We start from the raw sequence: 13,870 nt of genomic DNA, 5'->3' as shown, positions 1-13,870 counted from the left end.
TCTATGGATAATTCAGGGATGTACGTTGGTCTCGATATAGGAACCACCTCAATAAAAGTCATTGTTGCTGAGAATGTTAAAGGGCAAATGAACGTTATTGGTGTGGGAAATGAACGTTCGAATGGTGTCAGCCGCGGAGTCATCGTGGATATTGACAAGGCAGCTGAAGCAATTCAGCGCGCCGTTCGACAAGCCGAAGAGAAGGCCAGCATCGAAATTCACGATGTGATTGTGGGAATTCCCGCAAATATGTTAAAAATTGAACCATGTAGTGGGATGATCGCCATTGACGATCAATCGCGCGAGATTACGGGGCGTGACGTCCAAACGGTCGCCAATGCTGCGTTGATCCAGAGCTTACCACCAGAGCGCGAGGTCGTTGACATTTTAGCCGACGAATTCGTGGTTGATGGTTTTGACGGGATTAAAGATCCTCGCGGCATGGTGGGGGTTCGTCTGGAGATTCACGGGACGTTGTTTACCGGACCGAAGACGATCATGCACAACACCCGTAAAGCTGTCGAACAAGCCGGCCTTAACCTGCGGGGAACAGTTATTAACCCGATGGCTCAAGGTATGATGGTGATGAACGATGGTGAGCAGGACTTTGGGACGATTCTCATTGACCTGGGTGGTGGTCAGTCGACTGCCGCAGTCATTCACGATCATCAGTTGAAATACATTGATGTCGATCAAGAAGGCGGTCAATTTATCACTAAAGATATTTCGGTCGTTCTCAACACATCTCTGGATAGTGCGGAAAAGCTTAAGCGCGATTATGGCTACGCTGATTCGACGCAAGCCAGCGACGAGGATGAATTTCCGGTTGACGTGGTCGGCCAAAGCCAACCAACGCCAATCTCGGAGAAGTATTTGGCCGAAATCATCGAAGCTCGGCTCGATCAGATCTTCCAGCGATTACGTTCAAATTTAGACAAAGTCCAAGCCTTAGATTTACCGGGGGGTATTGTGCTGACGGGTGGCGTTGCTGCGTTGCCTGGCATCACCGACTTGGCAACGGATGAATTTGGCACTAACGTCCGGGTCTATGTCCCAGATCAAATGGGACTCCGGCACCCGTCATTCACTTTGGCACTAGCCTTAGTGAAGTACTTTGGGGGATTGAGTGAGATTGATCTGCTCATCAAGAGCGCCTTAACTGGGTCCACTCAATTAGCCGATGAAACGGATGAGATTCGGTCACGTGAGGCTGCTAAGGAAGCAGCTGATGCAGCGGCCAATCAGTCGATGCAGGCTCCGAAGACCAAAAAACCAAAAGAAAAGAAAAAGCGAACTGAAGGGTTCCGGAAGTTCTTTAGCGACTTCTTCGACTAACGCGAGATGGAGGAAAACACAAATATGGAATACTCACTAGATTCAGCGCAAAATCACGGCGCGAATATTAAAGTTATTGGTGTCGGTGGCGGGGGTAACAACGCCGTCAACCGAATGATCACTGAAGATGTTAAGGGCGTCGAATTTATCGTTGCTAACACTGACGTTCAGGCTCTAGAGGCTTCTAAAGCTGAAACCAAGATCCAACTTGGGCCGAAGCTGACTAAGGGGCTAGGTGCCGGCGCCAACCCTGAAATCGGGGCTAAGGCGGCCGAAGAAAGTGAAGAACAAATCACGGAAGCCTTAGAAGGGGCCGACATGGTCTTCGTCACTGCTGGGATGGGCGGTGGTACCGGTAACGGTGCCGCACCAATCGTGGCTAAAATCGCCAAGGACAGTGGTGCACTGACTGTTGGGGTTGTTACCCGGCCATTTAGTTTTGAAGGCCCACGGCGGGGTCGTTTCGCCGCTGAAGGGGTCGCAGCCATGAAGGAAAGCGTAGATACGCTGATCGTGATTGCCAACAACCGGTTGTTAGAGATTGTCGATAAGAAGACGCCAATGATGGAAGCCTTCCAGGAAGCCGACAATGTCTTACGTCAAGGGGTTCAAGGGATCTCTGACTTAATCACGAGTCCTGGTTACGTCAACTTGGACTTTGCGGACGTCAAGACAGTCATGAAGGATCAAGGGGCTGCCCTGATGGGAATTGGGTCTGCTAACGGTGAAAACCGGACGGAAGATGCCACTAAGAAGGCCATTTCATCACCATTACTGGAAGTGTCAATCGACGGTGCCGAACAAGTTCTGTTGAACATTACTGGGGGCCCAGACTTGTCCTTATTCGAAGCACAAGCTGCCTCACAAATTGTCTCTGATGCCGCAACGAGTGACGTCAACATTATCTTCGGGACCTCAATTGATGAAGAGCTCGGCGATGAAGTTCGGGTGACGGTAATTGCCACCGGGATCGACAAGAAAAAAGAAGAACGTGAAGCCTCACAACACAGTCGAGTAGCTCGGCGTGAAGCCAACCAACCTTCTCACGGTACGGATACGCAAAGTCAATCATCTGCCAAGGATAATGATCAAGATCCATTTGGCAACTGGGATATTCGCGAACCAGCGCACCGGCCAGAACCTAAGCCAAGTTCATCTCGTGATGAATTTGCGGGGGTTGATAAGCCAGACTTTAATATCTTTAACCCAAGTTCAAACAATGATAACGCAGCTGACGATGGTAATAAGGGCGAAGATACGCCACCATTCTTCAAGCGGCGTCGCAAGTAGTTACGTTCCGGTAGTGATCGTTATGAGAGGAGTGGCCAAACATGGCGGAGAAGTTTAGTCTTAGCAAATTTTTCGGTGTGAACGATGATTATGACGACGACTATCAGGAACCTGAAGCTCCTGTAGCAAAATCAACGTCAGCTGCCCCAAGTCGACCGGTAGATAGTCGAAAGGTGGTTGCCATGCGCAATGCAAAACCCAATGCCAGTCACATTGCAATTTGTGAGCCGCGAATCTATTCCGATGCTAAGTCAATTGCCAAGCAAATCACGAGCGGTGATGCCGTGATCGTGAACTTTGCTAGGGTTGATGAGTCTCAGGCACAACGCATCGTGGATTTCTTGAACGGAACCGCATTTGCAGTGGGTGGCGAGATCAAACGGATTGGTGAACAGATTTTTCTGTGCACCCCGCATAACTTTGAAGTGAGCGGAGACGTCGCAGCTAATTTAGGAACGCAGTTTACGAAGTAAAGGAGCGACGCCTTGTTAACAATAGTGAATTTAATATTTCAAGTCCTCGGCTGGGCCGTTAGCGCTTATATCATGTTGATTGTGGTCTACGCGTTAATGAGCTGGTTACCAGGGGCTTACCAGTCAAAACTCGGTCAATTTATTGGCCGGTTGGTCGAACCATTCTTAAGTTATTTTAACTTTATTTCGGTAGGGCCACTGGGGTTTGGTCCGGTTGTTGCCATTATTGTGTTATCACTGGTGCAATACGGTCTACAATACTTACAGTACATTGTCTTGAGTTTACTGGTCTAGCCAGTTGAGGGGAGGTTTAAGACGTGGATGAGAACGTCATGCAACATTTTCGGCCCGACGAGGCACCCTTTATTGATGCTGTCGGTGGCTGGCTGCAACAAGTAGCGGACGAATACCGTCCGGTCCTCACGCATTTCTTGAACCCACGGCAAGTGTACATTGCCACCACGTTAGCGCATCGGGCTGACGTTAAAGTCCAGTTTAGTGGTGGGCATGAGTTGGCAGAGATGCAACGGGCGTTGTTTTACCCGGATTACTATGAGCCTGAAGCGAAGGATTTTGAATTAACCTTGTTGCGGGTCGATTATCCGGTGAAATTTGCGACGTTACATCATAGCCAAATCTTGGGCACACTACTTGGCTCGGGCATCGAAAGAGAAATTCTGGGAGATATTTTGACGGACGGTACCACGTGGCAAGTGGTAACCGAAGCGTCGATGGCAGATTATCTCACAGGTCAGGTGGATCATATTGGCCGTGTTAAGGCGCGATTGGTGATCAGTGAATTTGCGGCACTGATTGCGCCCATTGACGAGTGGGAAGCCGAATCGGCGACCTTATCGTCATTGCGGCTGGATAATATCGTGGGGACCGGTTTCCATTTATCCCGGCACCGCGCGAAGGAACTGATTGAAGGCAATCACGTCCGGGTCAATTGGACGGAGACACTCAAGCCGGATTACGAACTGGATGTTGCCGATATTGTTTCGGTTCGCGGGTTTGGTCGGGTTCGGCTGGACGAGGTTGCTGGTCGTACGAAAAAGGAAAAAATTCGGGTCACCCTAGCGGTGTTGAAGAAATAGATGCGGAGGGAACACAATGGTACTAAGTCCATTAGACATTCATAATAAAGAGTTTGGCACGAAGATGCGTGGTTACAACGTTGATGAAGTCAACGATTTCTTAGATCAAGTTATCAAGGATTATCAGATTACTTTGAATCACAATAAAGACTTGGAAGAACAATTGGATGCAGCTAATGAGAAGCTCAAGTATTTTAACGACTTGAAGGACTCCTTGAACCAATCCATCTTGGTGGCCCAAGAAGCTGCGGACAAGGTTAAGGCCAATTCGCAAAAGGAATCTGAGATCATTATCAGAGAGGCTCAAAAGCAGAGTTCTGATATTGTTTCGGAAGCCACGAATAAAGGTAATCAGATTATGACGGAAGCGTCCAAGCGGGCTAAGAAGTTAGCCGTGGAGACGGATGACTTGAAGAAGAGTACCCGTGTGTTCCGCCAACGCCTGCAAGTCATGCTGGAAAGTCAGCTGGAAGTCGTTAAGTCCAATGACTGGGACAGTTTGCTTAAAGAAGGCTCAATGTCGAGCTATGAGGAAATCAAGAAGGTCGTCGGGGAGCGACTTGACAACGAGGGCGCGCAAGGCGTAAACTCAGACTCATCGCAGTCAAGCGATACAGAGTCAACTGTGACGGAGACCCCGGTACAAGAGGGCCCAGTTACGGATTCGAATGATGATAATGGTGAGACCGTTGTGATTTTCCCAGATAACGATCAACCACATTTTGATCAAAATAACTAATAATGGCGGAGAAATAAGCCAACTAAACGGATGGTACTAGCGAGTTAGCGACGGTGGAAGGCTAACACCCACTCTGTTTAGACGGTATCACTCTCTAAGTCCCATGGCTGAACCGATGGTAGGCTGTGGCGGATGTACCCCGATACGGTACCTTGAGGGAAGGTGCGACCATCGCATCTTCTAAAATTGGGTGGTACCACGAACGACTTCGTCCCTAGCGACGGGTCGTTTTTTGTTTGTCGTTAAGGTGATGTGTAATACTCCCTATGTAGCCGCGAGTGAGTCCAAATTTGGCGAACGGTAAGGCGTTAGGGTAAGGCGCTAGAAATTATCCGGATGGTTGACCGGTGAGCTGAGGCCAGAAACAGCAATGGCTTGAGCTCACCGGTTCACCGACCGTGAGACTAGAGTAATTAGAAGGAGGAAATGACGGTATGCGAGTGAAAGACACATTGAACTTGGGCAAGACCAAGTTCAAGATGCGTGGCAATTTGCCGGTCAAGGAAGTTGAACGACAAAAAGTCTGGGCTGAAAACAAGATTTACGAAGCCCGCCAAAAATTAAACGAGGGGAAGCCAACGTTTATTCTGCACGATGGCCCGCCATACGCCAATGGTCCCATTCACATGGGTCATGCGTTGAACAAGATTTCCAAGGATATCATTGTGCGTTACAAGTCCATGAGCGGCTATCGGGCACCATATGTTCCCGGATGGGATACTCATGGGTTGCCTATTGAACAACAATTGACCAAGGCTGGTTACGACCGTAAAAAGATGTCCACGGCTGAGTTCCGGGACCTTTGCCGCGAATACGCGTTGAAGCAAGTTAACCTGCAGCGTGATGGTTTCAAACGCTTGGGTGTTTCTGCCGAATGGGATAATCCTTATTTGACATTAAAGCCAGAGTTTGAAGCGGCTGAAGTTCGGGTCTTTGGTGAAATGGCCAAGCGTGGCCTGATCTACAAGGGGAAGAAGCCCGTCTACTGGTCATGGTCTTCCGAATCAGCAATGGCGGAAGCCGAAGTTGAATACCACGATGTGACGTCACCATCTGCATTCTATGGTGAAAAGGTGATCGACGGTAAGGGTGTCTTAGACGACGATACTTACCTGGTGGTTTGGACGACGACGCCTTGGACCATTCCTGGTTCTGAAGGAATCACGATTGATGCTGGTATTGAATACGCCGTTGTTCAGCCGGCTGGTGAAGACCGGAAGTTTGTGTTAGCCAACGAATTAGTGGCTGAAAACGCAGAACGCTTTGGTTGGAAGGACGTTAAGGTCTTGAAGACCGTGATGGGGCAAGACATGGACAACATCATTGCCCAACACCCATTCATTGCGGACCGGAAGCTAGTGGTGATGCTCGGCGACTTTGTGACCACTGATTCTGGGACTGGTCTGGTTCATACGGCACCAGGTTTAGGTGAAGATGACTTCAACGTTGGTAAATTGTACAACTTACCAGTCTTAGTTCCCGTAAATGACCAAGGTTACATGACGGAAGAGGCTGGTCCGGATTTCGCGGGTGTCTTCTATGAAGATGCCAACCAAATTGCGTTGGACAAGTTAAAGGCCAACAACGCCTTGCTTGACTACATGCCTTACGAACACAGTTACCCATTTGATTGGCGGACGAAGAAACCAGTCATCTTCCGGGCAACCCCACAATGGTTTGCTTCCGTGGACAAGATTCGTGATGAAATCTTAGCAACCTTGAAGGACGTTAAATTCCAGCCAGACTGGGGTCAACGGCGGTTAGCTAACATGATCAAGGACCGTGGCGACTGGGTTATCTCCCGTCAACGGGTCTGGGGTGTGCCATTGCCAATCTTCTATGGTGAAGACGGTGAAGCCATCATCACGCCGGAAACGGTGGATCATGTGGCGGACTTGTTTGGTCAATATGGCTCTAACATTTGGTTCAAACGTGATGCTAAGGACTTATTGCCTGAAGGCTTCACGAGCGAACACTCGCCCCACGGTGAATTCACCAAGGAAACTGACATCATGGATGTTTGGTTCGACTCCGGCTCGTCTCATCAAGGGGTCTTGGCAGAACGTGATTACCTCGACTTCCCAGCAGATCTTTACCTGGAAGGTTCCGACCAATACCGTGGCTGGTTTAACTCTAGTTTAATTACCAGTGTGGCCGCAACGGGAAAGGCGCCTTACAAGCAGGTTGTCTCCCAAGGATTTACGTTGGACAAAGACGGTCACAAGATGTCCAAGTCCTTAGGAAATACGATTGCGCCTGATGAAATTATCAAGAAGATGGGGGCAGATATCGTTCGCCTCTGGGTCACTTCGGTGGATTCATCAGCTGACGTGCGGGTGGCGACGGAAGGGTTCGTGAAGATTTCCGATAGCTACAAGAAGCTGCGGAACACCATGCGTTACCTGTTGGCTAACACCAGTGACTTCGATCCTAAGACCGATGCCGTGGCTTATGACCAATTGACGTCGGTTGACCGGCACATGCTGTACAAGTTGAACGCCTTCACCAAGAGTGTTGAGAGCCACTACGACAACTTTGACTTCCTGAACATTTACAAGGAATTGATCAACTTTGTTGTCACGGATCTGTCAGCGTTCTACTTGGACTTTGCCAAGGACATCTTGTACATTGATGCCGCGGATAGTCCGGCTCGTCGGTCAATGCAAACGGTCTTCTACCAGATTGCCGTTAGCTTGACCAAGCTGATCACACCAATTCTGCCACACACGGCCGAAGAACTTTGGGGCTTCTTGAAAGAACCAGAAGACTTCGTGCAATTGGCTGAGATGCCTAAGGTCATGGATCTGGACGATGCAAATGAAGTTGAAGATAGCAGTGAAAACTCTGCTTGGGATCACTTCATGAAGCTGCGGAGCCACGTCTTGAAGGCCTTGGAAGAGGCGCGGAATGCCAAGTTGATCGGGAAGGCTGCTGAAGCTCACCTCGATCTGTACATTGACGATCAGACCAAGACGCTACTGGATAAATTGGACGTTAACGTTCAACAGATCCTCTTGGTTTCTGGCTTAGACTTCGCTGCTTTGGATCAAGCACCAGCCGATGCGCTGAGCTTCGATCACGTGGCGGTTAAAGTGACGCCAGCTGCCGGTGAGGTTTGTGACCGTTGCCGGTTGACTAAGGAAGATGTTGGTAGTGACAAGGACTACCCACACTTCTGTGCCCGGTGTGCCGCTATTGTACGGGCCAATTTCCCTGAGACGGCGACAGAAGGTTTCGACGAAAAGTAAACGTTAGGCTGACGAAACGTTAAGCTTAAGTAAAAGATAGAGGGTCGTCACGGCCGTATTCCTGTGAGGGATGCAGCTGGGACGGCCTTTTTGAATGCGATAACCAAGCGGAAAGCAGTGGTACCTGCGGCTTCTGTGGGTTGACAAGGCCCGCCGTTTGCGGTCTACTGGTCAAGCGAGTATAATTTGTGCTATGTATGGGAGGGATACCATGTTAACCGGAAAAGTAAAGAGTTACAGTGAACAACGCGGTTTTGGGTTTATCACGACGCCCGCGGGTGACGATGTGTTTGTGTATTACACCGGCATTCTGGGTGAAGGTGAAGGCTTCCGTAAATTGGAACCGGGTCAGACCGTGCAATTCGTGATTGTCCAAGGAATCCGTGGGCCACAGGCAGCTAAAGTGACTCCGGTCATGACGGGCACTGCTGAGGAGGCTTAACATGGACTTAGAAGAACACGTTGAATCCACCGAGGAACTTTATGACGGTGTGATTGTCAAATTAGAACGACAACAGGTGCGGCTGCCTAATGGGGACACCGCCACCCGTGAGATCGTTCGGCATGCCGGTGCGGTTGGCATCCTGGCACTGACGGATGATCATAAAATGATTTTGGAGCGGCAATGGCGAGCACCGATTGCGGCAGCAACGTTAGAAATTCCGGCCGGTAAATTAGATAGTCGGGATGCGGATAACGTTGAACATGCCGTACGGCGCGAACTCAATGAAGAAATTCGGTACCAGCCGGGCCAGTTAAAACGGATTACTGGGTTCTACTCAAGCGTCGGTTTTTCTGATGAGTACATGACCCTCTTTATGGCGACGGATTTAAAACCCGTAACGACGAAATTACCGCGTGATCAGGGGGAGAATCTGGAAATTTTAACGGTCACGAAGCAAGAAGCGCAGGCCATGATTGAGAGCGGCGAGATTAATGACGCCAAGACGATCACGGCCATCTATTACTGGTTATTGCAGAAGTAGGTGACAGCGATGAATGATGATTGGCAAGATCGCAACGATCAACCCAAGACGCGGGCTGATTACCGCCGTGAACAAGAACAGGCGGAAAAAGACTTTCAAGAACGTGACCGCAAACGGGTACAGGTTGAAAAAGAGTATGCCAGGAAGCATGGGCAGCCCAAAGGTAATGAACCAACTGACGAACCACCCATTGATCAGCGGGTCAATTCAGCCGACGTGAAGCAAAAGCGGCTGGGTCACCGGTTAAACTGGGCGATTTTTTGGTTAAGCGCGATGATTATTATCGTGTACCTGATCTTGTTCCTGTTTCATTAGACTTTAAAATTAGGTAAGTCCTGGCGCCTTACCGGTCGGCAGATATGGGCTGGAACGGTGCGAACACAACTTGAAGCCTCGAAAGTGCCGAGTCGCCAAGCTTGGTTTTCTACTAAGCCAGTAAGAAATTCACTTACTGACTAAGTAGAACGACGTGCCTGAGCCCATATCTGCCGACCTCTCGGCTGACACAGTGTTCCTGAGCAACTGAGGATGATGACTGATAAAATTGTGATCAGTTAGACTCAAATCACTAGGCAGCCGCACTTTTTCAGTTGTTGTTTTGGTAAACCACAATTAGAGCCAGAGTGCGGCCAATTTAATCTAATTTATCAGTGCGAATCCTTATTGATATGGGGATAAGGCAGGTATTTTATTCTTTCAACCTTTAGATGGATAATTAAATAATTAAGGAGCGACAACATCACATGACATTTGGAATTCTTTGCGCCATGGAAGAAGAAATTAAGGAACTACACGAAGCATTGCAGGATGCCAAAACCGTTGACATTCACGGGCTAGAATTTTACGAAGGGACCATTAGCGGTCAAGCGGTTGTCCTGGTACGTTCAGGGATTGGTAAAGTAGAGGCTGGTTTAACGACGGCACTACTCATCACCCAATTCAACGTTGATATTGTGATCAACTCTGGTTCTGCGGGGGCCTTGGCACCTGATTTGACGATTGGTGACGTGGTTGTATCGACGGAAACGGCTTACCACGATGCCGATGCACGGGCATTTGGTTACGAATATGGCCAACTCCCACAACAACCAGCTCGCTTTGCCGCTTCTAAGGAGTGGGGCGAAAAGATTGTGGCCGCAGCCGCTGATACAGGACTGAAGACGAAGCTGGGACTCATTGTTTCTGGCGATCAATTCTTGAATAGTCCGGCTGCGATCAAGACGATCATGGACCACTTCCCAGATGCATTATCTGGTGAAATGGAAGGCGCCGCAGTTGGTCAAGTTGCTCATCAATTTGACGTTCCTTACGTGGTTGTACGGGCTATGTCCGACAATGCGGATAACGATTCAGGTGTTAACTTTGATGATTTTATTATTGATGCGGGACACCGTTCTGCACAGATGCTATTAGCCCTGTTAGCCGCGCAAGACTAACTCGGCCACTCAGGAGGTTTTAAGGGTGCAAGAGATTCATATTGACAACAGCAACGCGGTCAAGGAAATTTACCTGGATAACGCTGCAACAACGCCGATGGCCCCAGAGGTCTTGGCAGAGATGACGGATAAGATGGCCAATGTCTATGGCAACGCCTCGACCCTGTATGGTTTGGGCCGTCAAGCACATACGATTATGGAGAATAGTCGTCAGGTAATCGCCGACAGTATCAATGCGGCGAGTGACGAGGAGATTATCTTCACTAGTGGTGGTAGTGAGGGCGATAATACGGCGATTACGCAGACCGCGGTGGCCCGCCAATCTCTGGGCAAGCATATTATTACCACGGCGATCGAGCATGAAGCTGTGTTGCGACCACTACATGCCCTGGAAGAGCAAGGATTTGAGGTCACCTATCTGCCAGTTGACGAGCACGGACGGATCAGCCTAGATGATTTTAAGGTAGCCCTACGTGACGATACGATTTTGGTCACGATTATGATGGGAAATAATGAGGTCGGTAGTCGGATGCCAATTCACGAGATTGGTGAGATCTTGAAGGATCATCAGGCGTGGTTCCATACCGATGCCGTTCAGACTTATGGGTTGTTAGATATTGATGTTCAACGTGATCACATTGATATGCTGTCAACCTCAGCGCATAAGATCAACGGGCCTAAGATGATTGGGTTCCTTTACAAGCGCGAAGGGATTAACTTTCCTAGCCTGATTAAGGGCGGCGATCAAGAAGAGAAGCGACGGGCCGGAACGGAAAATGTTCCCGCCATTGCGGGCTTTGCTAAGGCAGCTGAGTTGCTAACGCCGGAAGCTAAAGCCGAAAAGCGTGCCCGTTTTCATGGGTTCAAGGAACAGGTCGTTAAGGGGCTCACCGCCAATGGCGTAGACTTTGAGATCAACGGTTCCCTCGAAGGCGAAAACCTAGACCACGTTCTGAACATTTGGATTAAAGGTATTTCAACTTATGTGATGCAGACCAATTTGGATCTAGCAGGAATTGCGGTTTCTGGCGGATCAGCCTGCACGGCGGGGTCAATCGAACCGTCACATGTGTTGACTGCGATGTTTGGCGAGAAGAGCCCCCGGATTGCGGAGTCCATTCGTCTTTCGTTTGGTCAACAGACCACGAGTGCTGAGATTGAGGCTTTTGTGAAGAATGTGACCGCGATTGTGAAGCGGCTCAAGAAAAACCACAGTGAGGTGAAGTAACGTGTTATTTGAAAAGCAGATGCAAGTTGATGGTGATCCAGACGTTTATGAACTGAATCCTAACATCAAGCCGTACGCTTTGAAGGATGTCGGGTTTCAACTGTCCAACGCAGGTAATTACTCGTTAGAGCGTTCTGTGGATCCAACGTCACCCTATAACCGTAACCAGATGCTCCGCGTGGTCGTGGCAAAGGATTTAAGTGGCTTTAAAATGTCAACGACTAATGCTTCTGGCAACCGGCGGGTCAACATCTTTAAGGGTGCGCACGCCGAGGGTAACGTTGAACAGTACCACTTTATTTTGCAGAACCTGATTGACCGCGAGATTTTACAAAAGAAAGCGTAAATTACCAAAGGACTGATTTGAACTGGCAGTTTGCCAGAACAGATTGGTCCTTTTTATTCAGACGGATTTCCTAAGGTGACGAGCCAAGTACTACGGCCTTTCTGAAAGGAAACGCCAGGCTTGCAAAACTAGTGCAAAATGGGTAAACTAGGCAATACTGGATTTATGCGACCTTCAAATCGTAGATTCTCCAGAATCTGAATGAAATGATGGTGATACCATGCAGGACAACAGCCAAACGCGAGTTGTCGTTGGTATGAGTGGCGGGGTCGATTCCTCCGTTGTTGCTTTGCGGCTTAAGCAGCAGGGTTACGACGTGATCGGCGTCTTCATGAAGAATTGGGACGATACGGACGAAAATGGTGTTTGTACCGCCACGGAAGATTATAAAGATGTAGCTAAGGTTGCCTCCGAGATTGGCATTCCTTACTACTCCGTCAACTTTGAAAAGGAATATTGGGACCGCGTGTTCACGTACTTCTTGGATGAGTATAAGAAGGGCCGGACGCCCAACCCTGACGTGATTTGCAACAAGGAAATCAAGTTTAAGGCGTTCCTAGACTATGCGCTTGAATTAGGCGCTGATTACATTGCTACTGGTCATTACGCGCAGTTAACGCGTGACGAGGACGGTAACGCTCATCTGATGCGGGCCGTGGATCAGAACAAGGATCAGACGTATTTCTTGAGCCAGCTGTCTAAGGAGCAATTGGATCGGGTAATGTTCCCAATCGGAGACCTAGTGAAGCCTCAGGTTCGTGAGATTGCTAAGAATGCTGGATTGGCTACTGCGGATAAGAAGGATTCTATGGGAATCTGCTTTATCGGTGAAAAGGGCCACTTCAAGGACTTCTTGAACACCTATCTCCCTGCCAAGCCGGGCAAGATGATGACCGTTGATGGTGAGGTTAAGGGCGATCACGCCGGCTTAATGTACTACACTATCGGTCAGCGTCGTGGCTTAGGTATCGGTGGCGACGGTGAGGACAATGAGCCTTGGTTCGTTATCGGTAAGGATCTGACTAAGAACATCTTGTACGTGGGGAAGGGTTATCATAATCCGCACCTGTACGCTACGCATCTGTCAGCGTCCGACATTCACTGGGTCAACACGATTGATCGCGGCAGTGATTTCCACTGCACGGCGAAGTTCCGGTACCGGCAGAAGGATACTGGTGTGACGGTTCACTTGAGTGAGGACGGTCAACAGGTAACGGTTGAATTTGACGATCCAGCACGCGCAATTACGCCCGGCCAAGCCGTTGTCTTCTACAATGGCGACGAGTGCTTAGGTAGCGCCATCATCGACGCTGCTTATAACAAGGATCGCGAGTTGCAGTTGATCTAGTCCTATCATTAAGTTAAATATTAGGAGAACGCGGGACAAAGAGCGATTAGCTGGTTTCACGTTTCAGCCGGATACGTTCGGAGCTGAAGAGAGGTCGAGACTTTTGTCTTGGCCTCTTTCTTGTTTCTAGGCTTACCCGCACGGGCGACTTTAAAGACACGCGTTCTTCGTGGCTTCAAATCGAGCGAGAAGACTGGTGGTCTGCCAGGCTGAAGCGTCCCCACAGTAGGCGGAATCCCTGACAGCCGGAGTGCGACCAGTTTACACTAATTTGACGATATGAATATTTACCATTGCAAGAATAAAGTAGGCATTTCAGCGGGAAACCTTCAGTTTTTTAGCGT

The 13,870-nt window shown here is 49.2% G+C and carries 14 protein-coding genes; all 14 read left to right on the top strand.

Annotated features, from left to right (window positions below):
• Nucleotides 1-3 precede the first annotated feature (3 nt).
• The 14 genes from ftsA to mnmA all read left to right on the top strand — a co-directional run bounded on the left by ftsA (nt 4) and on the right by mnmA (nt 13,526).
• Nucleotides 4-1,335 (top strand): cell division protein FtsA, encoded by a 1,332-nt coding sequence (gene ftsA, locus HF569_RS05345; protein WP_168901600.1) that lies wholly within the window; start codon nt 4-6, stop codon nt 1,333-1,335.
• Nucleotides 1,336-1,359: 24 nt separating this feature from the next.
• A complete protein-coding gene (gene ftsZ / locus HF569_RS05340) occupies nt 1,360-2,625 on the top strand; it encodes a cell division protein FtsZ (protein ID WP_168901599.1) in 1,266 nt (421 codons plus the stop codon).
• Between the two features lie 41 nt (nt 2,626-2,666).
• Nucleotides 2,667-3,098, top strand: a complete 432-nt coding sequence (locus HF569_RS05335; RefSeq protein WP_168901598.1) for a cell division protein SepF — start codon at nt 2,667-2,669, stop codon at nt 3,096-3,098.
• A gap of 12 nt (nt 3,099-3,110) precedes the next feature.
• Nucleotides 3,111-3,392 (top strand): YggT family protein, encoded by a 282-nt coding sequence (locus HF569_RS05330; protein ID WP_168850084.1) that lies wholly within the window; start codon nt 3,111-3,113, stop codon nt 3,390-3,392.
• A gap of 23 nt (nt 3,393-3,415) precedes the next feature.
• Nucleotides 3,416-4,195, top strand: coding sequence for a YlmH family RNA-binding protein (locus HF569_RS05325; protein ID WP_168850085.1), 780 nt, complete (start codon nt 3,416-3,418; stop codon nt 4,193-4,195).
• Nucleotides 4,196-4,211: 16 nt separating this feature from the next.
• Nucleotides 4,212-4,934, top strand: coding sequence for a DivIVA domain-containing protein (locus HF569_RS05320; RefSeq protein ID WP_168901597.1), 723 nt, complete (start codon nt 4,212-4,214; stop codon nt 4,932-4,934).
• A gap of 434 nt (nt 4,935-5,368) precedes the next feature.
• A complete protein-coding gene (ileS, locus tag HF569_RS05315; protein ID WP_168901596.1) occupies nt 5,369-8,182 on the top strand; it encodes an isoleucine--tRNA ligase in 2,814 nt (937 codons plus the stop codon).
• Between the two features lie 211 nt (nt 8,183-8,393).
• Nucleotides 8,394-8,624 carry a cold-shock protein gene (locus HF569_RS05310; protein ID WP_168850088.1) on the top strand — a complete coding sequence of 77 codons (231 nt, stop codon included), beginning with the start codon at nt 8,394-8,396 and terminating at the stop codon, nt 8,622-8,624.
• 1 nt (nt 8,625) lies between these two features.
• A complete protein-coding gene (locus tag HF569_RS05305; RefSeq protein ID WP_168850089.1) occupies nt 8,626-9,168 on the top strand; it encodes an NUDIX hydrolase in 543 nt (180 codons plus the stop codon).
• 9 nt (nt 9,169-9,177) lie between these two features.
• Nucleotides 9,178-9,483, top strand: a complete 306-nt coding sequence (locus HF569_RS05300; protein WP_168901595.1) for a hypothetical protein — start codon at nt 9,178-9,180, stop codon at nt 9,481-9,483.
• Nucleotides 9,484-9,911: 428 nt separating this feature from the next.
• Nucleotides 9,912-10,604: a 5'-methylthioadenosine/adenosylhomocysteine nucleosidase gene (locus tag HF569_RS05295; RefSeq protein ID WP_168850091.1), complete on the top strand. Its 693-nt coding sequence runs from the start codon at nt 9,912-9,914 to the stop codon at nt 10,602-10,604.
• 25 nt (nt 10,605-10,629) lie between these two features.
• Nucleotides 10,630-11,832 carry a cysteine desulfurase family protein gene (locus tag HF569_RS05290; RefSeq protein ID WP_168901594.1) on the top strand — a complete coding sequence of 401 codons (1,203 nt, stop codon included), beginning with the start codon at nt 10,630-10,632 and terminating at the stop codon, nt 11,830-11,832.
• 1 nt (nt 11,833) lies between these two features.
• Nucleotides 11,834-12,178, top strand: a complete 345-nt coding sequence (locus HF569_RS05285; RefSeq protein WP_168901593.1) for a DUF1831 domain-containing protein — start codon at nt 11,834-11,836, stop codon at nt 12,176-12,178.
• A gap of 220 nt (nt 12,179-12,398) precedes the next feature.
• Nucleotides 12,399-13,526 (top strand): tRNA 2-thiouridine(34) synthase MnmA, encoded by a 1,128-nt coding sequence (gene mnmA / locus HF569_RS05280; RefSeq protein WP_168901592.1) that lies wholly within the window; start codon nt 12,399-12,401, stop codon nt 13,524-13,526.
• Nucleotides 13,527-13,870 lie beyond the last annotated feature (344 nt).

The sequence above is a fragment of the Levilactobacillus tujiorum genome (assembly GCF_012641185.1).
Lineage (GTDB): Bacteria > Bacillota > Bacilli > Lactobacillales > Lactobacillaceae > Levilactobacillus > Levilactobacillus tujiorum.
The sequence above is the reverse complement of the archived record's forward strand: the minus strand, read 5'-3'. Positions and strand labels throughout refer to the sequence as shown.

Coding starts and splice junctions, on each gene's coding strand:
- ftsA (WP_168901600.1), top strand. CDS start 4: ATGGATAATTCAGGGATGTACGTTGGTCTCGATATAGGAACCACCTCA.
- ftsZ (WP_168901599.1), top strand. CDS start 1,360: ATGGAATACTCACTAGATTCAGCGCAAAATCACGGCGCGAATATTAAA.
- HF569_RS05335 (WP_168901598.1), top strand. CDS start 2,667: ATGGCGGAGAAGTTTAGTCTTAGCAAATTTTTCGGTGTGAACGATGAT.
- HF569_RS05320 (WP_168901597.1), top strand. CDS start 4,212: ATGGTACTAAGTCCATTAGACATTCATAATAAAGAGTTTGGCACGAAG.
- ileS (WP_168901596.1), top strand. CDS start 5,369: ATGCGAGTGAAAGACACATTGAACTTGGGCAAGACCAAGTTCAAGATG.
- HF569_RS05310 (WP_168850088.1), top strand. CDS start 8,394: ATGTTAACCGGAAAAGTAAAGAGTTACAGTGAACAACGCGGTTTTGGG.
- HF569_RS05305 (WP_168850089.1), top strand. CDS start 8,626: ATGGACTTAGAAGAACACGTTGAATCCACCGAGGAACTTTATGACGGT.
- HF569_RS05300 (WP_168901595.1), top strand. CDS start 9,178: ATGAATGATGATTGGCAAGATCGCAACGATCAACCCAAGACGCGGGCT.
- HF569_RS05295 (WP_168850091.1), top strand. CDS start 9,912: ATGACATTTGGAATTCTTTGCGCCATGGAAGAAGAAATTAAGGAACTA.
- mnmA (WP_168901592.1), top strand. CDS start 12,399: ATGCAGGACAACAGCCAAACGCGAGTTGTCGTTGGTATGAGTGGCGGG.